Below are 26,289 nucleotides of genomic sequence, written 5' to 3'. Positions count from 1 at the left end.
ATAAGTCACAAGCTCTATACGGTACGTTCCTTATATTCAGTTCCTGTACTAGGTATCTGGTCAGGGTATTAGGCTTGCAGCAAGGGATTGACGAGGCTTAGTAGCGTACCTTCGCGTACATACACGCGCGGTACACGGTGAGCCAGCATACAGATTACTTCGTAGTGGATCGTCCCTAAATGGAGCGCCAGTTCATCTGCCGTGATCGACTCGGTGCCCTGGCGGCCGATGAGTACAACCTCTTCGCCTGCTTTGATTTGTTCCGCTTCTAGAGCGAAAGATTTCAGTGATACCATACACTGGTCCATGCAGATGGTTCCGACGACAGGAACGCGGCGTCCGCGTATTAGCACCTCCGCTTTGCCTGTTAGCATGCGGGAATATCCGTCAGCATACCCCACGGGGAGCGTAGCGATGATCTCATCGTCTGCCGTGAAGTACCGGGTGCCGTAGCTGATGCCTGAGTCAGGCGGCAGGGTTTTGACATATACAGCCTGCGTCTTCAGCGTCATTACCGGGTGCAAGGCCACCAGCTCACGGTTCACCTCAGCCGAGGGGTAGAATCCGTACAAGCTTATGCCTACACGCACCATGTTAATGGATAGTAGAGGTGTATCAATGGCCGTAGCGCTATTGCCCGTATGTATGATCGGGATGGTAATGTCCATGTCCCGAAGCGCTTCCGCCACGCTCATGAAACGTCGGTGCTGCATTAGTGTATAGCTTTTGTTGCGTTCGTCTGCTCTGGCAAAATGGGTGAACATACCTTCAAGCTCCGCCTGTGCCACCGAATGCACCTTAGCGATGAATGCAGGCGCATCCTCCGGCAATAATCCCAGTCTGCCCATTCCGCTGTCAATCTTGATGTGTACCTTCAGCCGGTGCTCCTTCTCTACAGGAAGGGTGCTAACCGCTTCCAGTACCTCCGGTGTGAACAGTGTAACGGTAATATTGTTCTCCCAGGCTACGGCAATGCCCTCCGGTGAAGTATAGCCCAGCACCAGGATAGGAAGTAGTATTCCCGCCTGACGCAGCTCCAATGCCTCATCCAGAAAAGCAACACTGACGTAGTCCGCTCCAAGCCGCTCCAGCTCCCGCGTCACTTCCACTGCTCCATGTCCATACGCATTTGCTTTGACGCATCCCATGAACTTGGTCTCCTGCGGCAATACGCCGCGAAAAGCTTCGTAGTTGGCACGCAAATCATCCAGGTTAATCTCGGCTGCTGTCGGCCGATAGCTTGCCTTCACTTCAGGTCACCTTCTTACATTGTAGTAAAACATCTCTGCCTAATTCGCACAGATCAGAAGTCTTACTGCCAATGGTAATGCTCGTGAAGGCCGCTGTCAATGTGGGCAGATGTAGACAAAAAACGGATACCGCGGGTAGAGGAATGATTCCCACCTTGCGCAGTATCCGCCCACTGATTTTTATTTACCCGATTGTTCCTCCATAGAAGCGGCTATTTGCATCATTTCCGTAACTGGCAGATTTGCGCTTGTAATCCGGTACTCAACACCCTCGCTCATCCAGGTCAGCGTCTGCTGCTCATCCCCGCTAAGCAGGCCTGCCGTGAAGCCCAGATCGACCAATGTTCCGGGAGCCAGGGACACCGCACGGTCCAGCGGACGGGCTTCCATAATCGTATACTGGTAGACGCCGTCATAACGGATCAGCACCGCATGGTCCTTGCTGCCTTCAATTTTGTTCGTGTCCTTCAGCTTAACACCGGCCGGAATGTAAGCCGGCTCAATGATCCCGAAGTCGCCCATCTCGGCCGCAACCGGCTCACCGGCCTGTTCGCCGTCTTCAGAGACCACCGGATTGCCCTCTTGGTCCACTTCCGCCATCGTGTTCTCGGAAGGGCTGCCGGCCGCCATATTCTTCTGCATATCGAAGGAATCTGCTGTGAATTCCGGATCGAACTTGAAGCTGTCGAAGGTCACGTTCACCACAACCTTGGCTTCAGAATCCGATACCTGCACCTGCTTCGGCTCATAGGTCTTTTTGTTCAGCCAGATCTTCTGGCGGACCAGCGCACTGCTCTGATAGTTGGCAGCGACCTCGAACACATAATTATCCCCGTCCTCCACGAACTGCCGGTTATTGTCGTTGACAATACCCTTCAGCAGTGTCTGGTACAGATAGACCTGACCCTGGCTGTCCGGCCAGTCGCTCTGGAAGCGGAAGCTTTTGCCAAGGCTTGGGGTCAGGACGAATACGCCCTCATCATTGCGCAGCACAATCTGCTTCACATCCTTCTGTACATTCGACAGGCTGATCCGGTAATACGAAGGATTCTTATACCATACCTCCACCTTGTAATCCTGCGGCTGCTCCCCGGTGTACAAGGTCATCGTGCCTGAGCCCTGATAAGCTCCCTGCTTGCTCTCCAGCTTGTCAGACACTTGATTCAGATCCTTGACTACAGAGGCGGCATCCTTCTTCCCGCACCCCGCCAATACTAAGGCCACGCTCATAATGATCGCGAGTACCCATGTTATCCGGCGCATGACATCATCCCCTTAACCTGTTTTGAATGCATTGATTAGTACATGTCTATGAAGGACTTGGCCTCAATATGCAGACGGGCATGACAAGCATGAAGAGAAGTGTTATTCCAGCCGCGAATCCGCTCCCGCCACCCGGGAATCTAACAATCTATGTATGGTTCCTCTTATTTCCTTCTATATAGTAGAAACGCTATTACAAAAAGGCACCAGCCCGCGATCCCCCATGCTCGGGGGTTGCAGTCTGATGCTCTGATTCTTCCTATGCCTGTCTATGCCTCGTACCTGTTCCCTTATCCGCTCCTCAGCGGCTTACCAGTTAATCGACTCTGCGATCTTCAGAACCTCAGCCCGGTCAAGGCCACGGGTGCTGAGGCCGTACATCACGCCGTTCGCTTCCCAGTCCAGGCTTCTGTCACTGACCAGAACCGCATCCGTCCCCTTGATCTTCACCTGCTCCACCTTATCGTCAGTTGCCATTGAAAAGGCATTCTCCTCATTAGCAAGGCGCAGTTGCATCCAGATTCGCTTATCCTTATCTTTGCTAGCGAAGAACAGTTCAACAATCTGCCCGCTTACGCCCGTCTCATCCTTATAGAACTCCCCGCGTTCAAAGGCAAAGCCCTCTGGCAGGTATTCCGGCAGCTTCACCTTGAAGAGAGCGTATTGATCCAGCTTCGCTGTCTCCTTGACGATAAATTTCTGCTCTGACGCTTCCTTGTCAAGCTGCTCCTGCTCGCTCAGGGTAATCAGCTTATCCCCGTCGAAATTGACGATGGCCTCCCCGGCTGCATTGAAGATGGCTTCCGGCATGGGGTTAAATGAGGTGACGGGCTTACCCTCTTGGTCAAATATCTTGCCCTTCCAGTCGTCCGGGAACTCCTTAGGGTGGCTCCCGTCCATCTGAGCGACCTCAATATGTCCCAGATGGACTGAATTCAGCACACGCTCCAGCATTTCCTGTGCGAACGAGGGTCTGACGAAGGATATACTCACCACGGCAGCTACCAGCAGGGAAGCTGCAATCATTACCGGACGTCTGACCCGTTGTTTGTTCTTCATTCTATCATCCTCCTGTTGTTTCTGAATGGAGCGGCTCTTCACCTGGCGGAGAACCTCCGCCGGATCGGACTCCCGTGAGAAGTCCTGGCGGGCCAGATAGTCCCCCAGCTCCTGAAGCTCAAGTTCATCTGCCTGTGCGGCGCTCTTCTTGTCATTCATAGCTCTTCCACACTCCCTATTTCAGATTTCAGTTTTCGCATGCTGCGATAGAGAATGACTCCGACATTGCTCTCCGAGATTCCGGTAATCCGGGCAATCTCCGTATTCTTCAGATCCGCCCCGAATTTCAGAGCGATGAGGTTACGTTCCTTCGGGCTGAGCGTGTCCAGCGCCACCTGTAGCCTATCGCTGCGCTCTCTGCCGAGGATGAGCTTCTCCGGCTCTTTTTTGCCCGACACAAGCTCCCGGATACTGTCCAGGGAGAAGAAGCGCTGACGCGCGCGGCTCCGGTAATAATCATTCACTACGTTGCGGGCAATGGCGAACAGCCACACTTCCAGCGGCGCTTTCTCCGGGGAGTAGGCGGGCAGCTTGGATAGCGTCTTCTCGAATACCTGGCTGGCCAGATCCTCGGCGGTATAACGGCAGCTCACCCGGTAGGCGATATAGTTGAATATCCGTTTATAATAGGCTTCAAAAACCGCTGCAAACTCCAGCTCTGTCTCTATATGAGCAGGAACCCTGTCATGTATCAAAGGCAGCAATGCGCGCTCTTGCATTCCTTAAGCCCTCCCTTCCAGGCTGAATTTACTTGGCCAAGTAATTTACATGAGCTAATACGCTCTATCTATCGAATCCATTACATATGCAGGCAAGTGGAAACGGCTTTGCCGTCCTTTTATAGGACGGTACCGTTTCGGCGAGAAATAGAAGGATAATGTATAGCGTGAAACCTATACATTCTAGAGTAAAGGGCTGGTGCAACCCAGCCCCTCCTCATCAAACCGTACGTGAGGTTTTCCCTCATACGGCTTTCCGATGTTTGTCATTCATGGGCATGCAGATTACAATAGCGTTTTTAGTCCATATTGGATGGTCAAATATCTAACTTCTGACCGGGATCTCATCCATCTTCCTCGTTGTCTCTTCTTCGCATACCACCGGGTAAATCGTTGCAGAATATACCAATCCAGTTTTGCTAACCTCTTTTGGCTGTACTTTGTGTAATAGTAGTTTCTCCATCCTTGAATCTTGGGATTGAGCCATTCCACGTGTTCCGCAAACGATTTCGAACGCATGCTGGGCGGTGCTAATCTTTCTTTAACCACGCCTCGAATTCGTTCCTCCGCCTTCTTCGTTAGCCACTGCTGCGTGGTGTAATACACCTTGCCTTGGGATGTTTCTGCCTTCTTTTTCCGGTGGTGCATTCCTAAGAAGTCGAATCCTTCGTCTCCTGTCCATAAGCCGACAATACGGGTTTTGGTTGGGTGTAGCGTCAGCTCCAGACGTTCCATGATTCTGCGTATGAGTTCATACGCGTGTTCGGCGTCCTTTTTAGTTTTACAGACCACCACAAGATCGTCTGCATACCTCGTGAGTTCACCTACTCCTTTCCCGTGTTTTTCCCACAGTCGGTCAAAATAGTTCAGATAGATGTTCGCCAAAAGTGGTGAGATCACTCCACCTTGTGGTGTGCCTAAATCGGAACGTCTTACGTTTCCTTCTTCCATGACTCCCGCCTGAAGCCACTTCCGTATTAACTTCAGGATTCGTCTGTCATTGATACGCATTTGTACCAATTTCATCAGTTTCTCCTGGTTAATATTGTCGAAGTAACCTTGGATGTCGACGTCGACTACCCAATTTCCTTTGCGGTTGCAGGCTTTCCGGATTCGATCCAGTGCTCCTTTCGCACTTCGCTTCGGGCGAAATCCGAAGGATACTTCTTCGAAATCTGCTTCGAAGATCGGTTCAATGACGAGTTTGGTTGCCATCTGCACCACTCGGTCGCGCACGCTGGGTATGCCCAGCGGTCTTGGTTTCCCGTCTTTCTTTGGGATATAGTGCCGCCGTACGGGCTGTGGGTGGTAGTTACCATCCTTTAATGCTCGCTCGCAGTCTTTGAGAAATTGCACTTCTCCTTGTTTCTCAATATCCGCGAGCGTCACCGCATCTACTCCGGCAGCCCCCTTGTTCGCTTTCACCCGTTTCCAGGCTTCGCTCAGCACATCCCAGCGGTAGACTTTGTCGTACAGCGCATGGAATTTACGCTTGTTGTTCTCCTTGGCCGCATGACCTAGCTTTTCTTGGAGTTCTTGAACTTTTTCCTTGGGTGTCGTTAGCCTACTGGCATTCACTCACTCGTACCTCCTCCAAAAGCATAAACAAAGCAGGGCTCCTTCTCTCCCTAAGGTTATGTTGTCCTTAGGTTCCTCGGTACTATGAGCCCCTCGGACTCCCTTCCCACAGACGGTTCATTTCATCTTTTGGACTTATAGAGCGTCTTTTTACGGGTTTCTAAAAAAAAAAAAAAAAAATCCTCCCGTGTGGGGGAGGGTCTCCCCAGTTCACTATGTCTTCTTTCCTTCCATGCCGATCCCCATACGCCGGAGGATTCTTCACTGCCGTTCCAAGTTCTCTGCAGCTTCCATGGTCTTCACCCATATAAGCGAGGTTCGACTTCCTCTCTTCCCCCTTGCGGGGCCTTTATGACGACGCGGCAGGATTCACTTCATGTTACGGCCTGGCGGGTTGCTCGCCCTGTCTCTGACCGGACTTTTGTCGATGCGCTTCTACGCACGGATTTCGCCGTACGCAGGCATCCTAGCTACACGGGGGCTTGGCCCCTCCCGTGACCGGACTTTCACCGGTTAGAAGATACGCGCTTTCTGGACACGCCTTATATTTCGAAAAAAAGACAGAGGATCTAGCTCCTCTGCCTACTGTAGTTTTTTTAGGAATTACTGGCTATGCGGATTATTGCTGAACGCCATGTCTGCTTTTCTCAAGCGCGCTGCTTCTTCTCGGTCAAAAAGTAGATCAGCGCCAGCACTGGCAGTGCCAGCCCGATTAGGGTGGTCAGACTCCAGCCGCCGTAAGCATATGCCCAGCCCCCGAGTGATGATCCCACGGCGCTCCAATGAAGAAAATCGCCATGAACAAGCCGTTCAGCCGCCCCCGGGTCTCATTGCCCAGTGAATAGATCGCCCGCTGCCCCAGCACCAGATTACCGGACACGCTCATATCGAGCAGAATGGCCGTCAGCACCAGCAGGCCTAGTGTAAGATTGGAGGTATCCCGCAGCAGATAGGCCAGGATAAAGGAGAGAACGGCCAGTGAAATGCCTAGACCGGTCAATAACCGGGTCCAGCCTTTGTCAGCCAATCTGCCCGCAATCGGCGCAGCTACGGCTCCGCCCACACCAGCCAGGGCAAACAGGGCGATTCCTTGCTGGGACAGATGATACTCGCTGGACAGATACAAGGGAACTGTCGTCCAGAACAGACTGAAGGCACCGAACAGGCTAGCCTGGTATAAAGCGCGGCGCCGCAGCACCGGCGTATGCATGAGCAATGTGCCCAGAGAGCGGAGCAATTGTCCGTATCTCAAGCCGGGAGCGGGCTTCCGGGCAGGCAGGACACGGGCTAGTAGCAGCGTCAACAGCGCAGTTACGACAGCCGAGACTATGAAGATGGACTGCCAGCCCCAGAGTCCGGCCATGAAGCTGGCAACCGGGCGGGCGAACATAATGCCCAGCAAGAGGCCGCTCATCACATTGCCGACGACGCGGCCGCGATCTTCCTCCGTCGCCAGATAGGAGGCATACGGCACCAGGACCTGCGCCGCTACCGAGCCCAGCCCGATCAGCAGGGAGGCGGCCAGGAACAGCGGTGCATTCGGTGCCAGGACGGATAGCACCAGGGCGGCCACAACCAGAATCAGCGACATCACAGTCAGCCGGCGGTTCTCGATAATATCACTGAGCGGGACAATGAACAGCAGCCCGGCTACGTAACCGATTTGCGTCAGGGTAACGATTAGCCCTGTCGCTCCAGCGGACAGATGAATGGCCTGCCCGATGGGCCCAACCAGCGTCTGGGTATAATAGAGATTCGCCACGATCAGTCCGCAGGAGACAGCCAGCAGAAATGTGATCCAGCCGGGAACAGCCTTTTGAGTAACAGGGGATACTGATTGTTGTTGCGCAGGAATTCCAGCTTTCATTTGAAGCGCCACCTTCCAGTTTTTAAATACTGAACGCTAAGTACACTAATTAGTTATGAGCAAATAATATACTAAACGTTCAGTATTGTAAATAGGCGATTTTATGCTATACTCCAATTATAGTTGAACCAGCACTGTCAGGAGGAATCATCATGGAGAAAAAAAGAGGCCGCCCGCGCAATACCGAGGCCAAGAACGCTATTCTGAACGCTTCATATGAATTATTGCTGGAGACCGGCTTCGGCGCAGTTACCGTGGAGAAGATTGCGGAGCAGGCCCAGGTCAGTAAGGCAACGATCTATAAATGGTGGCCGAATAAAGCGGCAGTGGTGATGGACGGATATCTGTATGCTGCTAATGCGAGACTTCCGATCCCGGATACCGGTTCCGCCAAGGAGGACATTCTGATTCATGCGGGGACGCTCGCGCAGTTCCTCACCAGCCGGGAAGGTAAAGTCATTACGGAGCTGATCGGTGAAGGGCAATCCGATACCGGACTGGCGGAGGCATACCGGAGCAGATATTTCGGCCCGCGCCGCGAGGAAGCCCGGAAGCTGTTCGAACGGGGGATTGCCCAGGGGGAACTGAAGCAGGGACTCGATATCGGGAGTTGTATCGACTTGGTCTACGGCCCTATTTTTTACCGGCTGCTGCTGACCGGGGGAGAACTGAGCGAGGCCTCCGTCAGATCCCTGGTGTCGCTTGCCCTTAAGGCGCTTGAAGCTTGAGGTTCCTGCAAGACTACTATATAAGGGATGGCAAGTTGCAGGCGGATAGGCACAATACAGTATGGGCAGTATGGGCTGTATGAGCTAGGGCTGTAACAGGCTTGTCTTATCTTTGTTAACAGAACGTGACCCGCAGGCGGCGTTTTTCATTTATAATACAAGAGATTGGAATTTCCAGACTCCGGAGGTTATCTTATGAAAAAAATTCTCGCTGCTACTGCCCTTGCCCTGCTCCTCGCTGGCGCTGCTGCGGCATCACCTATAGATACAGCCCTTTCTGCTCCTGCACCGCTATCTCTTATTGTAGATGGACAAGCCGTCCTGCCCTATGCTGCGCCCTTCCATTCCGGCGGCATCTTGTATGTTCCGGCCCGCACGCTGCTGGAGTTCTATCCGATGCAGCTGCAATGGAACAACACCCTCAAGCAGCTTACTCTGTCCACAAGCTGGGACAAGACGATTCTTACGCCCGGCAGCGCTTCCATGCAAACGGATGGAGGCGCTAATGAAACGCTGGATGCGCCCGTACTGCTGAAGGCGGGGCGTGTATATATCGCAGCAGCTACGCTGGATTCCCTTACAGGAGCTGTCACGGAGCTCAAGCCTGGCGGAAGCCGGGTCACTGTTACCCCAGGCGATCTGAGCACCACGGTCAGGGTTCCCGCAGAGCCTCTTGCCGTTGCCGGCAATAACAGCAAGGTGAAGCTTTATGCTGCCTTGAAGGACGGCAATACCTACAAAGGCTTCATCCTTGAGGTTAACGGCAAGAAGCAACACTTCAACTGGACCGTACCCAGAGACTATTCGCACCCGCCTCAGCTCTTCTATGCCGATGTAGATTCGGACGGCAAACCGGAGGCTACGGTTGTGTTCACTCTGGGAACCGGAACCTCGCTGGTTGCACAGGAGGTTCATGTCGTGAAGCCGGAGCAGGGGAAGGAGCTCTCCGTGCCTGCTGCGGACAAGGCGGCTTCTGCTGTAGTATCCTCCAGTATTTCGCTCGATAAGGACGATGTCCTGCTGAAGCTTGAGCTTACAGGATCCGCGCCCTCCAAACTGACGCTGAGACTCCCGGACCGTGCTGAGGACGGCCTGAAGTATTTCGGCAGCAAAGCGGCCATTGGCGCAGTGACTTACTACAAAGTTGAGAATAACAAGCTGCTTGCAGATACCAGCTTAATGGTCGGCATGACCGAGAGTGTCGGTACCCTGAAGCTGGAATATAAGTCAGGCAAGACGGGGATGGAGCTGGGGTCTATTGCTTTTGAGCCGCATGAACGGGGTGAAGCCATTGTGGAGAAATAATCGGCTGCCGGAAGGAGAGACTTGCCAATGATTGATGCCCATATTCATCTTGACCGATATGACGATCACGCAGTGTCCTCGCTGCTGGAGGGACTGCCGGATCAGGGCATTAAGGCCCTGATCGCGGTCTCCATGAATCTCGCCTCCAGCAAGCGTACCTGGGAGCTCGCAGCCAGGTATCCCGGTCTGGTGAAGCCGGCTTACGGCTTCCATCCCGAGCAGGTGCTGCCTGCGGAACAAGAGCTAAATACACTACTGGATTGGATTACAACCCATGCGGACAATATAGTCGCTATTGGTGAAATCGGTCTTCCCTACTACTCCCGGGCAGAAGCTGTGGAGCGTGGCGAAGCTTGGGATATGGCACCCTACATTCAGCTTCTGGACATACTTCTTGGACTGGCTGCACGTTTGGGCAAGCCTGTAGTACTGCATGCCGTCTATGAGGATGCATGGACCGTATGCGATCTGCTGGAGCAGCATGGCCTTGCGCAGGCCCATTTCCACTGGTTCAAGGGCCCCACTGCTACCGTTGACCGGATGATTAGCCGCGGTTACTACATTTCCTTCACTCCCGACATCCTCTACGAACCGGAGATTCAGGAGCTGGCACGCCGCTATCCGCCGGAGCTGGTCATGGCGGAGACGGATGGCCCCTGGCCGTTTGAAGGACCGTTCGGCGGGCGCACCACCCATCCGGCTATGGTCCATGACGTTGCTGCCGCCTGGGGAGCACTGCATGGTTATTCCGTTCCAGAGGCCCAGGCCCTGCTGACGGCCAACACAAAACGATTCTATGGGCTATAGGGCTAGCCACTCTACTTAAGTACAGCATCAGAACTGATTAGGGTGCAGGCGAAATGCTTAAGTGTATTTAGTACAACTAAATCGTTTGATTTACCGCCGAATAACCGTTTAGTTGTATTTCATACATATAAAATGCCTCATTATCCGGGATCTCGCCCACTCGGGCAAATTTAGTTGTACAAACTACAGCTAGAAGAGGAAATCCTTCCCTTTGACTGTTTTTAAATGTATAGAATACAACTATCCCCGAATGTTCGCTTCGAACCCAGTCTTTGAAGATGTCTCTATAGCAGAGCAAGAAGACGCTGTTAGGCGCGCGCATGATTTTAAGAGGGAAATTCCGGATTATCCGTTTGCGACTAGCTGATTAAGAAAAGCTAAATAGGCAGCCACCACTTTGGTCGGCTGCCTTCTTGAATTTATTGGGCGATTGTTACCTTTTAGCGTAATGACTATCATGTTACTTCACCATTTTTTGTAATAATGGTAATTATTCTGCCCTTAGCTTACACAGGCATCCGCCGGACCAGTACTTCATCTTCTTCGAACTCCATGACATAGATATCCGGCTTGGTCGTCTGTAGTAAGAAGTCCAGACCATATCCCGGGTCAAAATAGCCCATCATCAAGGACATCACCATGCCATGGGTGCCGATGACCACCCGCTCCCCAGCATGGGTCCGCAGAATGTCCTGTAGCGCCTTCACTGCACGTGCCTGGCACTCCCGGTTTGATTCCCCGCCCGGCAGGGCGTAATCCGGATCGGTGTACATCTTCTGGAGCTCAAGATACAGGTCATCGTCGGTTAGCTGCTGGTTGCCCTCCATCCAGACCTTTTCCCGCAGATCATCGATCAGAATGATTTCCTGCTCCAGCTTATCCGCCAAATCCGCAATTGTATTAACCGCCCGGATATACGGGCTGCTGTACAGGGCATCTATGCCTTCATCCTTCAGGCATTCCGTGACCCGCTGGGCATCCTCCTCCCCCTTGGGCGACAGGCCGCGCGTCCATTCATCCACCCCGGTCCGCAGCGAATCCCCGTGCCTCACCATGTAGATATAAGTAGTCATAAGCTCCTCCTGTTCGTCCATACAGACATTAGTGATCTATCAACCTTCTTAGCTACTCTCTGCTGCCGGATGAGCGGCTTCCGCTTTAGACCCCGCCACCGGCCAGAGCTGCCGGCCAAACACCACACCTGTCAGACCCAGGAGCACCTGCAGCAAGCCAATGTTGACAAATATACGGGCCGGACCCGCATACTGCACCAGCACACCGCCCAGGAGAGGCGCTACAATCAGCACCGCGCTGAGTACGGTATTCTGGATCCCGAAGATTCGGCCTATCATGTGCGGCGGGGTTTCTTTTTGCAGACAATAATTGAACGTCACCATAAACATACCGTTGCCGATCCCCAGCACAAAGCCGATGAACAGCACCCACAGAATTGACGCCCCCGGCTGAAGCAGACCCAGCGCCGCAATCGCCCCGCCAATCAGCACATACCCGAGGCCCAGCTTCCAGCCATACCCGTATTCGGATTTCAGCTTGTTCAGAACCAGAATGATCAGCACGGCTCCCGCTCCCGTGGCGGCAACCATCCAGCCCAGCAGCGCTTCCCGCTCCGGTGCGAAGATCCGGAACAGACTGGTGAACTGAAAATCAACCACCTGAATGACCATTGATCCGGCCAGTCCGAAGAACATCGCGGTCAGCAGCAGCCGGCTGCGCAGCAGGAAGCCCCAGCCTTCCCGCCACATTGTGAGAAGCGGGAGCTTGCCTTCCTGCGCTTCAGACAGCTTGCTGTCTGCTTCATCCGTGCGGATATTCTTGATAGACAACAACAACAGATAAGAGCAGCCGCGCAGCAAGGCATTCAGCAGGATGCACCACTGCGGCGTAAGGAAGGCGAGGGCCAGACCTCCGAGCAAGGGACCTGCGATTTTGGAGCCCTGGTTGACCAGTCCGTTGAGTGATGAGGCTTGCAGCAGCTGGTCTTCTCTCACGAGACTGCGGGTCAGGGACTGCTGAGCCGGCATATTCAGCGTGGACAGCGCGGAGCGCAGGGCCAGCAGCGGCAGCAGCCAGACCATACTCGGAGCGAACAGCACCAGTAGGGTCAAGAGAGCGGTCAGCAGGTCGCAGATACGCATCAGCTTCAGCTTGTTCATCCGGTCGGCGGCCGCGCCGGCAACCGAGCCGAGCAGAATGCTCGGCAGCGCTAGGGCTACCGGAATGAGCGCCAGCATCAGCGGACTGGCCTGCCAGCGGTAGCCGACCAGCACTTGAATGGCCAGCGCATCGAACCAGTCGCCGAAGCTGGCAGTGGCGAACGCCGTGTAGACCCGCATATACGTTTTGTTGTGCAGCAGGCTTGTTCCCTGCTTGGTTGAAATCTCCATCTGACATTCCTCCAGGTTACCTGTAATCTTAGATGATCCATCTATGATCCTAAGATAACGGAGGATTGTCAGAGAAATATCAGAGGGCTTCCGGCAATCCCAGCAGCAGATCCTCAAGCGTCTGCTCCAGCCGGGGCAGGCCGCAAACTTCAAGGCCTGTAGTGAACAGTTCCTCATATTTGCGGTCCAAGGAGCTTCCCGCCAGGAACATGCGGCAGAAATGGTGAATCCGGTAGATCGAATAGAGCCGCAGCGGAACGAAGCCGGACATCTCCATCACCTGCAGCCCCTCCTGAATCAGCTTATCCCCTTCCGCCCATTGTTCACGCCGTAGCGCCCAGAGACCTTTTACCACCTTATAACTGCCAATCTCGCGCAAAAAAGGCTTATCCCGCAGCACTCGGCCCACTGCTTCATCCAGCCGTTCCAGTTCTTCCTCACCGGCACCCGCCACCAGACGGACGAACAACTCGGTAATCATCGTAACAGGTATGAAATTCTCGAAGCCGGGTTCAGCGATGACCTGGTAGGTTCGTTTCAGGCGTTCCAGCGCTAGCTCCGGCAACCCGGCAAGGGTGTACAAGTCCAGCATCGTCAGAATCTCCAGCTCCAGCTGTTCAGGGGCGTTCAGCAGATTCCGCTCTATGAGGCGCTCGGCGTATTCCACCTTCTCCTTGGGATTGCCAGTGAAGAAGTAGAACAGATTGAGGTAAAAGAGCCGGTCCTTCAGCGGTATCTCGTCCGTATGAATCAGCCACTCCAGATCTCCCTGCACGAAATGAACAACCATCGCATAATGCGGGTCCAGCTCATAGCCAAGGATGTCCTGCTGGCGGGCCAGAGTGAGCATCGATTTGCCCTGGCCGTACACATGGAATTTCGAGAAGACCTCGCGCATGGTATCCCGCAGCCCAGAATCATGCGTTGCCGGATTCACCGCTACGCCTTCCAGACTCCCTGGAATTGTCAGACTGTAGCCGAAGCCGCGGATCGTCTTAATGTCGATCCCGCCTAACGGCCTCAGCTTCTTACGCAGCCTGTAGATATGATCGTCCACCGTCCGCTCCACCGGATACTCCATCGGCCACACTTTATCCAGCAGCTGCTCGCGGCTGAAGGTCCGCCCCCGGTTGCGGTACAGAAACTGCAGTAGTGCGAACTCCTTGGGCAACAGCTCTACCGTTAATCCTCCGGCGGATACCTTATATTCACTTGCGATCAGCTCCAGATGCATGGCCGTGCCTCATTTCTTCTGATTTCTTTCATAAGAGAAAGTATACATCATGCGTTGACTTTATTTAAGTACTCGCAACTGGTTAAGGCGGCCTGGCTCACGCGCCAGCGGTTTTTCGATTACATTTCGCCTACACGCCGTCCCTCGGTCTCATTGTAATCGGTTTTTCGATTACATTTGGCCTACACGCCGCCTTCGGTCCCATTGTAATCGGTTTTCCGATTACATTTGGCCTGCGCACCGCCCCCCGGTCCCGTTGTAATCGGTTTTTCGATTACATTTGGCCTGCGTGCCGCCTTCGGTCCCATTGTGATCGGTTTTTCGATTACATTTGGCCTGCGCGCCGCCTTCGGTCCCATTGTGATCGGTTTTTCGATTACATTTGACCTGCGCGCCGCCTTCGGTCCCATTGTAATCGGTTTTCCGATTACATGGCTGTAAACCGAAAAAATCCCCCTGCAGTTGCCGCTGCAAGGGGATATCATAGTTGCTCTAAGATGCTCTGAGCTGACTAGCCTGCCATATTATTAATAGAATCCTGCTCCGAAAACACGGAGATATGATCTACCGTTCCTGTTGATTCCGGAATGATGAATTTGAGCTGATACTGCTTGTTGGCCTGATAAATATAGATGTTATGCTCACCATTCACGGTGGTGGCATCCGGCTTCCCGAGCACCTCTTCAATCTGTTCCAGTGTCAGGTTACGCAGGTCCGGGGCGCTGGAGCGCACATCGAAAATCTTGCTGCCCTTATTGAAGCCGATTACCACCTGCTTGCCTGAATAGGTGGAATAGATCCCTTTGCCTGCCGATTCCTTGAGATCCGGCTCTCCCCATGCTGCTTCCACCTCATCAATAAGTCCGGTGTGTGCAGCATATTCGACGCCGGGCACCTTGCCCTGCTTAGCAAGCTCCAGCAGCTCCTTCAGCTGCTTGCTGCGTTCCTGCGGAGTGGCGGGAGCTACGGTATCTGCTTCAGCCCCTGCGGCTTCAGTGACCGTAGACTCTGATGCAGCTCCGGCAGCGGCTTCAGGGTCAGCAGTTACAGGCTCTGCACCCGCAGCAGCGCCGTCATCTGTACTAGATCCGCTTACCCGCGCACCTTCTGCTGCAGATGAAGCATTATCCCCTGTCTGCACAGTCGCTGTAGCCGCAGCCGTATTGCTTGACGATGTATTCGTTTTGCCGGAATTACAGGCTGTAAGACTTAGCATCGCACCAATGATAAGAATACCTGTGATTGTTCTAATTGATGTAGTCATGCTGCCATCTCCTTCGTTGTTGGAAACATCCTCGTGTGTCTAAACTGTACCCTATGACGCAGGGGCTGTAACAAAGGTTGCAGGTGCAGGCCTCCTGATCCAGGTATTATACACATTGCCTTATGCTATGAATTTTCCTGTCTGATCACGGTCCAGCGCTGTTTTGTTCACCACATAAGTTCGGGCCATCAGATCATGCAGCGCCCGCTTGCGTGGGGTAAATACGATGAATAGGCAATCCAACACCACGACCCAGCCAATAAAAGCATTCAAATCCGCCGCAAGCGGACTCCAGTTCACGGGACTGCTTGGTATGGCGGATAACGCCTCTGAATTCAGACCTACAATCACTGCCAGGAAGCTGTTAACAATAATAAAACTATCCCTGATTAAAGCCTGCTTGAGCACCGGATATCTTCCATTCTCATCAACGATTCTTGCCCTCAAAAGAAGCCTGCCCGGCGTGCCTCCGTATTGGACAACCATAAATACATTGAACGCCATAAGCAGTACAAACTGTATAAAAAGCGGGAACGCTGACCCTGCCGATTCTGCAGCAGAAACTGAAATCCGCTCCAGCAAGTAAGTTGGAAAAATAAGAATCAGGAAATCGATGAAATTAATCAGCACTCTTTTCCAAAAGCCTACAAAATCGTATAAATTAAGTTCTTCCTCGATCCACGGCTCCATACTTTCACCCCTCACGCAAAAGTAGTCTATCACTCATGTCCATAACCCCGGCCACACAACTCGGGCCTCCCATACAATCCCATTAATCACTCGCTCCCAGCACACTCTTCCCCCGCACATACCTGCCGACATGCTGCAAAATCTCACGATTCTGCTGCACGATGATCCGTTTAGCCTGATACTGTTCGGTTAATGCCATAATCGCAGGAATACTCTCCCTCCGGAAGCCGCGGTTCCATTCCAGCAGCATCACCCGGAGATACTTGAACGACTGCTTATAATTCCCCTGCTCCAGCCCCAGCCTGGTCTTCATGAACCTGCTGATGACCCGGGCATCCTGTACATAAGCCTTAGGCCGAATCAGAAAAATCAGATCCGCTTGCCGGAAGCTTTCGGTTCCCCATTGGTAATGCACGCCCTCTATGATCCACGACTCCGCATCCATAGCTTCCGCGAGCTTGGCATCCCGTACCTCCGGGGAGTTCTTGGTGTTGTCCATGCGATCCCAGACAAAATTATCCGTTTCATAGCATGGAATTCCGTAACTTTGAGCTAATTTCCGGGCGATATACGTCTTCCCGCTCCCGCAGCCGCCTATAATACGTACTCTAATCTTCAGTCCCTCCCCTGGCAGATCAAGAATATAACAAATCTCTCTCATATTACTATTCTCTATGTATCCTGTCACTCTACTCACCTAGTGAAACATTGAAGCCAGCCCATCAATAATCGATCGGCTGGCTTCTGGAGCCGCAGTATACGGCGGCATATTGGTTGGATCATCTGGCCTTGCGCAGCGCCCTGCTACTTTATAGCTTCACTACTCCCTCTTTAGCATTCCAGCTGAACGGCAGGCCGAACAAAGGCGTTAAGCTGCCCAGTGGAATATACAGGCGCCCGTCTATACTTTTGGAGGCTAGCATCTCCACCGTTTTGCCGTTCACTTTTGCCTTCGTGCTAAGCGGCTTGTGAACTGCTGTATTCTTGCCTATTGTGATGATGAGCGCTCCGGTTCCCGCCTCCTGCATCAGGCTTCCGCCCAGCAGCTTCACGGATTCACTCAGTGGAATGTACACCCGTGCATCCTCCAGCAGGAAGGAATTCTTCACCGGCAGCTTCTCCCCGCCCTTGACAAAAGCTCCCGCAATCATCGTAGATCCCAGACGGTAGCCGCTCTTCTCGGCAATGCCCGCCATCTCAAGCCCGGAGGTTGTAATGATTACCCGGGTATTCTTCTTAATCTTCGGATACAGCCAATGAATATCGTCATTATGCATGCGGATGCATCCGGCGCTGACATATTTACCGATTGAGGATTCATTGTTGTTGCCGTGAATGGCGTAAGTCGTGCCGTAAGTGTCATTTACCTCCAGCCCCAGCCAGCGGTCCCCCAGCGGATTGGCCGGATCGCCTCCGGGAATCTTATCCTTGTAGTAGGGTCTGTTTTTGATTTTGACCACCATCTTGAAGCTGCCTTCAGGCGTCAGACTTTTCGTTTTACCGGTAGCGACCGGAAAAATCTTCACCAGCTTGCCATCACTGTAATAGGCCAGTTTGTTCGTTTTTTTGTTCACAATGATCAGATCTGAAGAAGACGATGCCGCAGCGGCCGATCCTGTGAAGCATGCGGTCAAAAGCATTACGAATACCAGTGTAAGTGCGATGCTTTTGGGAAAATACGTTTGAATCCGGCTTGCCTGTTCACGCTGACTCATAGTTGCCCCACCTCCAGGTTATGGATGATTCTGGATTGTCTTTCTACATAGACGTTCATTTGCCGCAATAGTTGCAGAGCAGCCTGTACCTATTCTTATCAACTCGTCCCGCCCGGAGTGACGCAACGTTTGCAATATTGTAACCGTTCTTGGCGGAAGCGCCTCCCTTGCAACAGAAGCGTGAATATTCGCCAGCCCCATCAGAGATAATAAGCCCGCATGACCATAACACCCATCTCAAGGAGGCCAACAATTTTGAATACCAACTCATCTGCACAGATCCGGGAATGCGAGCAAATCGTTCAGCAGCTGATGGCACAGACCCAGCAGGGAACGCAGAATTATCAGCAGCTTCTCCAGCAGGAGCAGCAGGATGCCGCCAAGCTCCAGGAGCTTAGCCAGCATAACAGCAAGGCCATTCAGATGATCCAGCAGGCGCTGCAGGGCCATCAGACCGCGATGCAGCAGTTGGAGCAGATCTCGCAGTCGGTCAGATCAATGGAGCAGTTCCCGCAGACTTCCGGCTTCAATACCCATACAAGCATTCCAAGCTTCAATTCCGGGAACCAGATGGGACTAATGCATTCTATGGGACAGAACCAGCCAATGGGCCAGAGCCACAATACAGGAATGGGAGGGTATAACTCCTCCTTCAGCCCGTCCTTCACTTCAAGCAGCCAGCCGGTGAACTCACTGCATAGCCCGATCAACGCGGGGATCAACCACCAGCCGATGCATACGCCAATGCAGACACCGATGTCCGCAGGCTCCTCCTATAACGCTCCAATGAACCAGGGACGAAGCTTCCAGTAGGAAGAGCGGGGAGCATAGGCAGCTTCGCTTGAACGACTGTTTTGTATGCTAAAAAGGGTTCTCTCAGACCGCAGCAGCGGAAGCTGAGAGAACCCTTTTGGCGTACCCGCCCCGCCATGAACGGTCTGCGCCTCGTCTAGACTACCAGCCTGCCGGTCTTCTCCGCGAGCCCAACCGTCGCTTCCACCCCGGAGTTGAACTCCAGATAATCGCTCTCTACGCCATCGCTGAAGATCACGCCATCCTCTGGCATCTGCGACGTAATGCGCAGCGGCAGACTGCTGCTGATTCTCCCGAATACCAGCTCTGCTGAAGTCGTCCGGCTTGGAAAAGGCTCCCGCACAGTGAAATACAACTCTGGATGATTCCAGGCCAGCCCGCCGCCCGCGCTGACTGCAGCAATCTCCGCAGATACCCGGGCTGTCCGTTCAGCCTCTGCATGCTGCATTTGTGCGGCACGGCTGACGATACCTGCGGCTCCGGCGAGCACACTCTTGAGCCAGCCCGTGGAGCCCAGGCCGGTCGAGACAATGATGCCACTGGAGGACTGCTGCTCCAGCTGCCCGTTCAGCTCCAGCTGATACCGGGCCGAGACATGGGTCCGGCGGCCGATGAACAGATCGTTCACCCCGTACAGGCTCTGCCCGTCATTCAGCTCCACCTTGGCAAGGGTAACCTCACGGACCTGGCGCTGGGCGCGCAGCACCTCACTCACTACTTGCCGCACCTCCTTGACTCTGAAGGGCAGCAGCACGCCATCCCAGCGCAGCGGGTCAGGATTCACTCCGATCAGCGGCTGCTCCTGAAGGTATTTCAGCGTATTCGCGACCAGACCGTCCTGGCCCAGGACCACTACGGTATCCTCAGCCCCGAAGATGAAATTCGGCACATGCTGCCGCTCCAGCACCTGGAGCCGGCCGATGGCGCTGAGCTCGGTCACTGCGGTCTCCACCGCTTTGCGGTATTGGAAATCCTCACTTAAGTAGTCGCTGAAATCGGCTCCCAGCCGTTCAATATAGAACTGGGCCTGCTGGATTGTGTTGTAGCGGACCACCAGCTCCTCCAGGCGTGTCTTGCGCTTGATCAGTATGATTTTGTTCTCCGATCCCCGGCTGCTCATCGTCCGTTACCTCCTCTGTCTGCTCCGGCTCCACCTCCTGCCGAACCGGCCATGATTCCTTGCAGCAGATCCGGTGTAATGTTAAGCTGGCCAATCTTCCCGGCATTCTCCGCCAGCTCCTGGAAGGCGATGGCGATCAGCTTATCCGGGTTCATGCCGACATTCGTCAGCGCCTGCAGGACGTTAGGCGATACATTTTGCAGCGAATTCATTACCGCCGTCAGCTCGTAAGCCTTGGCATCTGCTTCGGCTCTCTTATTCGCAATGGCCAGCTCAATCAGCGCCTGCTTCTTCTCCTCCAGCTCCGTATCAAAAATCAGCTGCTCTTCCTTCATCTCGTTCTGCTTCTGCTTCGCTGACCGGTCAGAATCAAGCAGCGCCTCACGCATCTGTCTCTTCTTCGTCTGAACGGCGATCTCCGTATTCAGCTCATTCTCCTTCACCCGCCGCTCCTGCTCAATCGAAGCATTGCGCCGCTCATATAGCGCGTTATCCGCATTACGGAGCATTTCCTCCCTGGCCTGCGCTTCCAAGGCCCGCAGCGTCTCCTTATTCGGTACAATCGCCAGAATGGACAGGCCCATCAGCTCAATGCCCAGCTTCTCAATCTCCGCACTCTGGCCGATTTCATGGGTAATCAGCTTGGCCAGACGTTCACTCGACTGGATAGCCTCCTTCAGCGGGAGCTGCCCGAGCTGCTTCTTGGTCAGGACCTTGGCGATATTAATCACCCGCTGGGCCAGCTTGTGCGGATCGTCGGAGAGATAGGTGTTCTTTTTGAGATTATAGGTGTAGTTGAGGATCTGGGTGGTCTTGCGGTAATCGACAATCCGGTAGGTCAGCTGCCCCTGGACGGTTACCGTCTGATAGTCCGCCGTAATTTCCTCGAACATGAATGGAACATCGATCGAGGAGACAGGCACCACAACCACCGAGGTTGTCGGCGCATAATAATGAAAAGAAAGCCCGACCCCTTCACGCACTACCTTGCCATTCTTCACCTTGAGCACATAATCACTGGGCTGAAATTTCACGAACCGGAATCCAAACATGGTCATTACCTCCTAGGGGTTGTATTCTGAGTCATCTGTTGAGCAAAGGCGAACTCAGTTATTAATTAATTGTTATTATTAAATTGTTATTAACAACATCATAGCAGACCTCCTTGATATTATCAATATGTCATTAACAAAACAGGCAAAATATATTGTACAAATTCAAATCCTGTCTCGTGTTTTGTCCATTGAGTAACAACTGGCTATAATTTATGATGGTCTAAACGATAATGATTATCATTATTGGTAATCACAATACCTTTGGGAGGCATACATACAATGAACAAGACTCGACAAACCTTCGCTATCCTGGGCATGCTCTTCCTGATGGGCACTTTACTGCTCGCCTGCAGCAGCGATAAGAATAATCAGGGGAGCAGTGCAGCAACCACCGCACCTGCCGCGCAAGCCACTGCTGAACCTGCCGCTACCACCCGTTCACACACGGATTACAAAGGCCATACAGCAGAGATTCCAATGAATCCGCAGCGGATTATCTATTCCGGAGAAACGTATGGCGATCTGCTGGCACTTGGTGTACAAGCCATCGGCTATCCGCTCTCCATGGGTGAAGGCCAGGTCTTCGAGGACAAGCTCACTGGAGTGGAAGATGTAGGATTCCCCATTAACCTGGAGAAGACGATTGAGCTTCAGCCCGACCTGATTATCTATGCCGGCATTGAGGAAGCAGATTATGAGGCTCTGTCCAAAATTGCTCCAACGATTATCTTCGATACCTTCGCCCCCCTGAAGGAGCGGATGCTGGATATTGGAGATATTTTAGGCAAGAAGCAGGAAGCGGAGGCCTGGCTGGCCCAGTATCAGGCAAAGGAGGATGCGATGTGGGCCCAGCTTAAGGCTTCGGGGATGAAGGACGGCGAGACCGCTTCGGTCTTCACTTATTATCCGGGGGACCGGCTGTTCGTAATGGCAACGACGGGCCTCTCGCAGGTACTGTACGGAGAGCAAGGCTTCAAGCCTACCCCGGCGATTCAAAAGGTGCTGGATGCCGATATGGGCTTCCAGGAAATCTCGCTGGAAGTGCTCCGGGAATACGCCGGAGACCGCATCTTCCTGCTGACTCCGGTAGCAGACGAAGCCAAGCAATCGACCGGCAATCTGCTGAAGAGCGCGGTGTGGAACAGCCTGCCTGCCGTTAAGAACGGCTACGTCTACACACAGGACATCATGAAGACCTCCAGTGATGCTACCACCAGAGAGTGGCTGCTCGGTGAGATTCCTACCATGCTGGGCAAGCAATAATTCCGGGGCAGACAGACTGAAAAGCAGCTTATCAACGCCTGTTGATAAGCTGCTTTATTTTATATACAATATTGTTTATTGATAATCGTTCTCAATATAATTCAATTCTAATCGGCCTGAAAGGAGTGCCTGACTTGCGCGAGCCTGACCACGACCACCTGACTGCTCTCCCGTCCGCCCCTCTCCATTCCCTGCTGTTTCAATTCAGGAGCATTGAGCTGGTGATGCAGAGCGCTGACACTATATCGGCTGTGCAGACAGCGGAGCAGCATACGCTGCTGCTGTTTACGGGCGGGCGCGGTGAACTCGGAATCACGGAGCAGACCTCACTCTCTGTGCATGCGGACAAGTGCTGTCTGCTGCCTCCCGGAACCTCATACAGTCTGGAGAACCGGGAGCTGACGCTTTATTATTATGTGCTGACTTTTGCCGCTGTTACTACAGGTGATTCCCCTGCGTTCTGCCTGGATGAACTGCTCCCGGGGCAAAAAGAGCTGATTGTCCACCCCTTCACCAGAGTGATCCGGCTGGCGGAGGAGCTGCTTGCGCATCATAACGGCAGGGATGAGCTCCAGCATGTCAGACAACAGCTCCAATTCCAAGAGCTGCTGCTCCTGCTGCTTGAACAGAACTACTCCACCCGCCAGCTGCCAAGTCCGGCGCAATCGGTGGAGAGCACGATACACTTCATGCAGCAGCATTACAAAGAGAGCATCACGGTGAAGCAGCTCGCGGAGCTGGCCGGTGTCTCCCCGTGGCAATACACTCCGATCTTCCAGAAGCTGACCGGCCAGCGCCCGCTCGATTATCTGACCGATGTGCGTATTGGGCACTCGAAGACTTATCTGCTTGAAGCCGCCGAGCCGCTGCGCGAGATTGCCCGGCTGGTCGGATTCTCCGACGAATACTACTTCAGCCGCCGCTTCCGGCAAAAGACGGGAATGACTCCCGGGCAATATGCCCGGTCGCAGCAGCGCCGGATTACCGTCACGGACTGGACCGGACATTCGGTGGACATCCCGGAGCGTCCGAAGCGTGTTGTCTACCACGGAGAGACACTGGGCGATGTGCTGGCGCTGGGGGTGAAGCCTGTCGGCGGTGACGAAGCGTTCGCCCGGGGCAGTGTCTACAGCCACCGGGTCAAGCGCTTAGCCAATGTCGGATTTCCGCTGGACCCGCAGCTGACCCGGTCCATCCGGCCTGACCTGATTATCCTCGCAAGCCCGGATGAACAGGTCTACCGGGGGGTATCCGGCATCGCCCCGTCACTCACCTTCGATTCATTCGCACCGCTGGAGCAGCGGCTGAGGATTCTTGGAGAGTGGCTCGGGAAGCAGCGCGAAGCTGAGGTCTGGCTGCAAGCCTACCATGCCAAGAACGCCGCCATGTGGCAGCGTCTCTACGCCGGAGGGCTGCGGGCGGGTGAAACGGCCTCAGCGCTGTTCTATGACCATGGCAACCATCTATACGCCATGGGAATGACCGGCTTGTCCACGGCCTTGTATGCCCCTGGCGGCCTGCAGCCGACAGCGGAGATCAAGGACATTCTGGACAAGGATCTTGGGTTCCGCGAAGTGGACCCGGCCATGCTGCACAGCTACGCAGGGGACCGTGTCTTCATGCTGATTCCAGAGCGGGAGGACTCCCGGGAGGCCATGGAGCAGCTGCTCCAGACGGAGCTCTGGAGCAGTCTGCCTGCCGTGGAGCAGGGCCATGCCTATATGCTGGATGGAGCCAAATGGAATTCCGGCGATGCGCTGACCCGGGAGCGGCTGCTGACGCTACTGCCCAGACTGCTGGGGCTCTAATAGGGCTTGAGAAGCGCCCGGATGGCTTCGAGCCGCTCCGGGTCAATGGGCTTCAGCGGATCGCCGTCCTCCCGGACCGCCGATCCGAAGTGTACCCGGCGGACGCCGGTCCTTGTAACGAAATCCTTCAGATCAGCGGCGTTCAGACCGCTGCCTGCCAGGATGGAGAGCGAAGAACCGGCAGACAGCCTTTCCAATACGGCGAGCCTTACCATACCGCCGGGTGTATTGGCCGCAGCAGTCCCGCCGGAGGTCAGGATATCGGTAATCTGCGGATACCGCTTCAGGACCTCAAGGGCTTCAAGCTGGTCCTGCACCTCGTCAAACGCACGGTGGAAGGTAACCTCCATCCCCCCTGCCCGCTCCAGCAGCCGATTCAACAGCTCTTCATCTATTGTCCGGTCCTGGCGGAGCATGCCCATAACCAAAGACAGCCCGCCTGTCCCGCCTATATACCGGATATCGCGCAGCATGGTCTCTGCATCGGATGCGTCATACACGAAGGAGCGGGCGTGCGGCCTGACCATCACTCTCACTGGAATACTGACCTTCTCCCGGACCGCTTCGATCAGTCCCAGACTGGGCGTTAATCCGCCTTCAAGGATTCCCGTAATCAGTTCAATCCGGTCGGCACCATAACGCTCCGCTATGACTGCATCACTTACTGTAGTAGCTATAACCTCTAACAGCATAAATTGCTACACTCCCCTTCTTAGTCGTAATCCTTATAAACCGCTCTACCCTTAGTATAAAGATAAACATTGTAAATAACAGGAAGATTCCTGACTATGTCAGTACTGGACCTGCGACCAGGATTTTTCCCGCCTTTTGGAGAGTGTGTTCTCTGGATGAAGCCTCTATACTGAAGAAGTTGAAATTTGGAAATCCGGAATGGAGCGCCCTGAATGATAAGACAAAGTATACACGCGTGGAAAATGCTGATCCTCTCTCTGCCCAAAGGAATCATTGCCTTCGTAATTGCTGTTACAGGTCTATGTGCAAGCCTGCCCTTGATTATTGTATGGGTGGGGCTGCCTCTGCTGGCCCTAACCTTAACCTGGTGCCGCAGCATGATGTCCAGAGAACATAAGATCGTTGAAGCCTGGTCCAGCGGCAACAGCCTAAGCGGAACCGGGCAGCCCGCTGTTATGGCGGATTATGCTCCCGCCTTCCGCTGGGAGGGGCTCCGCACATTAGGGCTGCAGCTCCGCCAAGGCGAGTCGTACCGGGGAATTCTGTATAGCGTTCTGCTGCTGCCTGCAGGTATTCTGGGCTTCACACTGGCGCTGGTTCTGCCTGCTGTTGTCTTCAGTGCTCTTCTGTCACCTTTGGCCCAGAGAATCAGTTCATCGGTATTCTCCTATGATCTGAATATGCTGGACCCGGAGTTCTTCTTCTTCCTGTCCGGCACAACCTCAGATGAACGCTCGTGGATTCTATGCGGAACCGGATTTGTACTGCTGCTGATTCTGCCGCTGCTGCTTGTAGGTCTTGGACGTCTGTACGCGGCCTGGATCAACGCAGTTTCAGGAACACCTGTGAATTCCGCCAGTACCCCGATTGAAGTCATACATACCTGATCTCTTCCCGCATATCTATTAATAGTTCACTTGCCAAAGCTTACGAAGCGGGTTGTGCCCGAAGGGAAGCCGTAACCATTCAGTATTCGCAATTACCGGACAGCCGCTGTAAAATCCTCCAGAGCCCGCCCCTGTCTCAGCTTATCAATGATGGTGAGCAGGAAGCTCTCCGCGAGGCTGCCCGGTAATATAGCGTCCGCAGCTTCATCCAGTGTGAACCAGGCTGCGTGGTCCAGCTCGTCGCTCATGGCACTCAGGTCCTCCGTGTCAGCCACACTGATGTAATTGAGCATTAATGTATTGGACGGGGCGAAATACTGGCTGCGCATATATTCATAAGCTATGACCTCAAGCCCCGCTTCTTCCTTCACTTCACGGACCAGAGCCGCTTCGGCGTTCTCCCCCTTGTTCACATACCCGGCGAGCAGAATGTAATCCTTGCGCTTATACTGCTGGATGAGCAGGATTCTGTCCAATTCCCGGTTCAGTACGGCTGTACTCATCGCTGTGCTGAACACAGGGAATCTGAAGACGGCGCATGAATCACAGTAGGGTACCTCACCTTCTCCATTGCATTCCTTCATTACCAAGCGGCTTCCGCATTCCAGACAAAACTTCAAGCTTTATCGCTTCTTTCTGTAGGTAGTATAGTTGTTGTCTATTCTAAGCGATTCCTTCCGGACGTACCACGGTAAAATTCAAGAAACCCGTCCTTTATAGAACAGGGGACAGGGTTTCTTGACGTGATGTGGAATATACTATAAGA

At 53.7% G+C, this 26,289-nt stretch carries 24 protein-coding genes and 1 pseudogene; 8 read left to right on the top strand and 17 right to left on the bottom strand.

Annotated features, from left to right (window positions below; translation table 11 throughout):
* Window positions 1-68: 68 nt before the first annotated feature.
* The 6 genes and pseudogenes from alr to MKX51_RS04200 form a co-directional block, all read right to left on the bottom strand.
* Entirely contained in the window at window positions 69-1,250 is a 1,182-nt protein-coding gene (gene alr / locus MKX51_RS04225; protein ID WP_340991320.1) for an alanine racemase, read from the bottom strand.
* A gap of 180 nt (window positions 1,251-1,430) precedes the next feature.
* The gene (locus MKX51_RS04220; protein WP_340943605.1) at window positions 1,431-2,513 is read right to left on the bottom strand and encodes a LolA family protein; all 1,083 of its coding nucleotides are present in this window, start codon (window positions 2,511-2,513) and stop codon (window positions 1,431-1,433) included.
* Window positions 2,514-2,822: 309 nt separating this feature from the next.
* Complete coding sequence (locus tag MKX51_RS04215) at window positions 2,823-3,731, bottom strand: DUF4367 domain-containing protein (RefSeq protein WP_340991319.1); 909 nt, start codon at window positions 3,729-3,731, stop codon at window positions 2,823-2,825.
* Complete coding sequence (locus MKX51_RS04210; protein ID WP_340991318.1) at window positions 3,728-4,291, bottom strand: sigma-70 family RNA polymerase sigma factor; 564 nt, start codon at window positions 4,289-4,291, stop codon at window positions 3,728-3,730. Before MKX51_RS04210 ends, MKX51_RS04215 begins: the two co-directional genes overlap by 4 nt.
* A 285-nt stretch (window positions 4,292-4,576) precedes the next feature.
* Window positions 4,577-5,869 carry a group II intron reverse transcriptase/maturase gene (gene ltrA, locus MKX51_RS04205; RefSeq protein ID WP_340991317.1) on the bottom strand — a complete coding sequence of 431 codons (1,293 nt, stop codon included), beginning with the start codon at window positions 5,867-5,869 and terminating at the stop codon, window positions 4,577-4,579.
* A 647-nt stretch (window positions 5,870-6,516) separates the two neighbouring features.
* Window positions 6,517-7,736: pseudogene (locus tag MKX51_RS04200) on the bottom strand (MFS transporter).
* Window positions 7,737-7,888: 152 nt separating this feature from the next.
* Here MKX51_RS04200 and MKX51_RS04195 point away from each other — a divergent pair.
* From MKX51_RS04195 to MKX51_RS04185, 3 genes are all read left to right on the top strand, one after another.
* Window positions 7,889-8,464, top strand: a complete 576-nt coding sequence (locus MKX51_RS04195) for a TetR/AcrR family transcriptional regulator (protein ID WP_340991316.1) — start codon at window positions 7,889-7,891, stop codon at window positions 8,462-8,464.
* Between the two features lie 195 nt (window positions 8,465-8,659).
* Entirely contained in the window at window positions 8,660-9,769 is a 1,110-nt protein-coding gene (locus MKX51_RS04190) for a stalk domain-containing protein (RefSeq protein ID WP_340991315.1), read from the top strand.
* A 27-nt stretch (window positions 9,770-9,796) separates the two neighbouring features.
* Window positions 9,797-10,576: a TatD family hydrolase gene (locus tag MKX51_RS04185; protein ID WP_340991314.1), complete on the top strand. Its 780-nt coding sequence runs from the start codon at window positions 9,797-9,799 to the stop codon at window positions 10,574-10,576.
* 506 nt (window positions 10,577-11,082) lie between these two features.
* Here MKX51_RS04185 and MKX51_RS04180 read toward each other — a convergent pair.
* The 3 genes from MKX51_RS04180 to MKX51_RS04170 all read right to left on the bottom strand — a co-directional run bounded on the left by MKX51_RS04180 (window position 11,083) and on the right by MKX51_RS04170 (window position 14,215).
* On the bottom strand, window positions 11,083-11,649 hold the full coding sequence (locus tag MKX51_RS04180; protein ID WP_340991313.1) for a histidine phosphatase family protein: 567 nt from the start codon (window positions 11,647-11,649) through the stop codon (window positions 11,083-11,085).
* A 48-nt stretch (window positions 11,650-11,697) separates the two neighbouring features.
* Window positions 11,698-12,981, bottom strand: coding sequence for an MFS transporter (locus tag MKX51_RS04175; protein ID WP_340991312.1), 1,284 nt, complete (start codon window positions 12,979-12,981; stop codon window positions 11,698-11,700).
* A 79-nt stretch (window positions 12,982-13,060) separates the two neighbouring features.
* Window positions 13,061-14,215 carry a winged helix-turn-helix domain-containing protein gene (locus tag MKX51_RS04170; protein WP_340991311.1) on the bottom strand — a complete coding sequence of 385 codons (1,155 nt, stop codon included), beginning with the start codon at window positions 14,213-14,215 and terminating at the stop codon, window positions 13,061-13,063.
* Window positions 14,216-14,443: 228 nt separating this feature from the next.
* Here MKX51_RS04170 and MKX51_RS04165 point away from each other — a divergent pair, with 228 nt between their 5' ends.
* Window positions 14,444-14,656: a hypothetical protein gene (locus MKX51_RS04165; protein ID WP_340991310.1), complete on the top strand. Its 213-nt coding sequence runs from the start codon at window positions 14,444-14,446 to the stop codon at window positions 14,654-14,656.
* 70 nt (window positions 14,657-14,726) lie between these two features.
* Here MKX51_RS04165 and MKX51_RS04160 read toward each other — a convergent pair whose 3' ends face one another.
* The 4 genes from MKX51_RS04160 to MKX51_RS04145 form a co-directional block, all read right to left on the bottom strand.
* Window positions 14,727-15,479: a YjgB family protein gene (locus tag MKX51_RS04160; protein ID WP_340991308.1), complete on the bottom strand. Its 753-nt coding sequence runs from the start codon at window positions 15,477-15,479 to the stop codon at window positions 14,727-14,729.
* A 120-nt stretch (window positions 15,480-15,599) separates the two neighbouring features.
* Entirely contained in the window at window positions 15,600-16,169 is a 570-nt protein-coding gene (locus MKX51_RS04155) for an RDD family protein (RefSeq protein ID WP_340991307.1), read from the bottom strand.
* An 82-nt stretch (window positions 16,170-16,251) separates the two neighbouring features.
* Window positions 16,252-16,830: a hypothetical protein gene (locus MKX51_RS04150; protein ID WP_340991306.1), complete on the bottom strand. Its 579-nt coding sequence runs from the start codon at window positions 16,828-16,830 to the stop codon at window positions 16,252-16,254.
* 148 nt (window positions 16,831-16,978) lie between these two features.
* Window positions 16,979-17,884: a L,D-transpeptidase family protein gene (locus MKX51_RS04145; protein WP_340991305.1), complete on the bottom strand. Its 906-nt coding sequence runs from the start codon at window positions 17,882-17,884 to the stop codon at window positions 16,979-16,981.
* 255 nt (window positions 17,885-18,139) lie between these two features.
* On the opposite strand from MKX51_RS04145, the gene MKX51_RS04140 reads away from it, so the two are divergent.
* Complete coding sequence (locus tag MKX51_RS04140) at window positions 18,140-18,697, top strand: hypothetical protein (RefSeq protein ID WP_340991304.1); 558 nt, start codon at window positions 18,140-18,142, stop codon at window positions 18,695-18,697.
* A gap of 136 nt (window positions 18,698-18,833) precedes the next feature.
* Here MKX51_RS04140 and MKX51_RS04135 read toward each other — a convergent pair whose 3' ends face one another.
* Together MKX51_RS04135 and MKX51_RS04130 are read right to left on the bottom strand one after the other, a co-directional pair.
* Window positions 18,834-19,817: a sugar kinase gene (locus MKX51_RS04135; protein ID WP_340991303.1), complete on the bottom strand. Its 984-nt coding sequence runs from the start codon at window positions 19,815-19,817 to the stop codon at window positions 18,834-18,836.
* On the bottom strand, window positions 19,814-20,869 hold the full coding sequence (locus MKX51_RS04130; RefSeq protein WP_340943638.1) for an SPFH domain-containing protein: 1,056 nt from the start codon (window positions 20,867-20,869) through the stop codon (window positions 19,814-19,816). The genes MKX51_RS04135 and MKX51_RS04130 overlap by 4 nt, the downstream gene beginning before the upstream one ends.
* Before the next feature lie 282 nt (window positions 20,870-21,151).
* Here MKX51_RS04130 and MKX51_RS04125 point away from each other — a divergent pair, with 282 nt between their 5' ends.
* Entirely contained in the window at window positions 21,152-22,135 is a 984-nt protein-coding gene (locus tag MKX51_RS04125) for an ABC transporter substrate-binding protein (RefSeq protein WP_340991302.1), read from the top strand.
* Window positions 22,136-22,269: 134 nt separating this feature from the next.
* The gene (locus MKX51_RS04120; protein WP_340991301.1) at window positions 22,270-23,943 is read left to right on the top strand and encodes a helix-turn-helix domain-containing protein; all 1,674 of its coding nucleotides are present in this window, start codon (window positions 22,270-22,272) and stop codon (window positions 23,941-23,943) included.
* Here the strand turns inward: MKX51_RS04120 and MKX51_RS04115 are convergent.
* On the bottom strand, window positions 23,940-24,635 hold the full coding sequence (locus MKX51_RS04115; protein ID WP_340991300.1) for a copper homeostasis protein CutC: 696 nt from the start codon (window positions 24,633-24,635) through the stop codon (window positions 23,940-23,942). The genes MKX51_RS04120 and MKX51_RS04115 overlap by 4 nt on opposite strands.
* 213 nt (window positions 24,636-24,848) lie before the next feature.
* Here MKX51_RS04115 and MKX51_RS04110 point away from each other — a divergent pair, with 213 nt between their 5' ends.
* Complete coding sequence (locus tag MKX51_RS04110; protein ID WP_340991298.1) at window positions 24,849-25,523, top strand: sensor domain-containing protein; 675 nt, start codon at window positions 24,849-24,851, stop codon at window positions 25,521-25,523.
* Window positions 25,524-25,615: 92 nt separating this feature from the next.
* Here MKX51_RS04110 and MKX51_RS04105 read toward each other — a convergent pair whose 3' ends face one another.
* On the bottom strand, window positions 25,616-26,107 hold the full coding sequence (locus MKX51_RS04105; RefSeq protein ID WP_340991297.1) for an NAD(+) diphosphatase: 492 nt from the start codon (window positions 26,105-26,107) through the stop codon (window positions 25,616-25,618).
* Between the last annotated feature and the right edge of the window lie 182 nt (window positions 26,108-26,289).

The organism is Paenibacillus sp. FSL M7-0420 (assembly GCF_038002345.1).
In the GTDB taxonomy this organism is placed as follows: Bacteria; Bacillota; Bacilli; order Paenibacillales; family Paenibacillaceae; genus Paenibacillus_AQ.
Note: the sequence above shows the minus strand (reverse complement) of the source record. Positions and strands in the feature narration are given on the sequence as shown.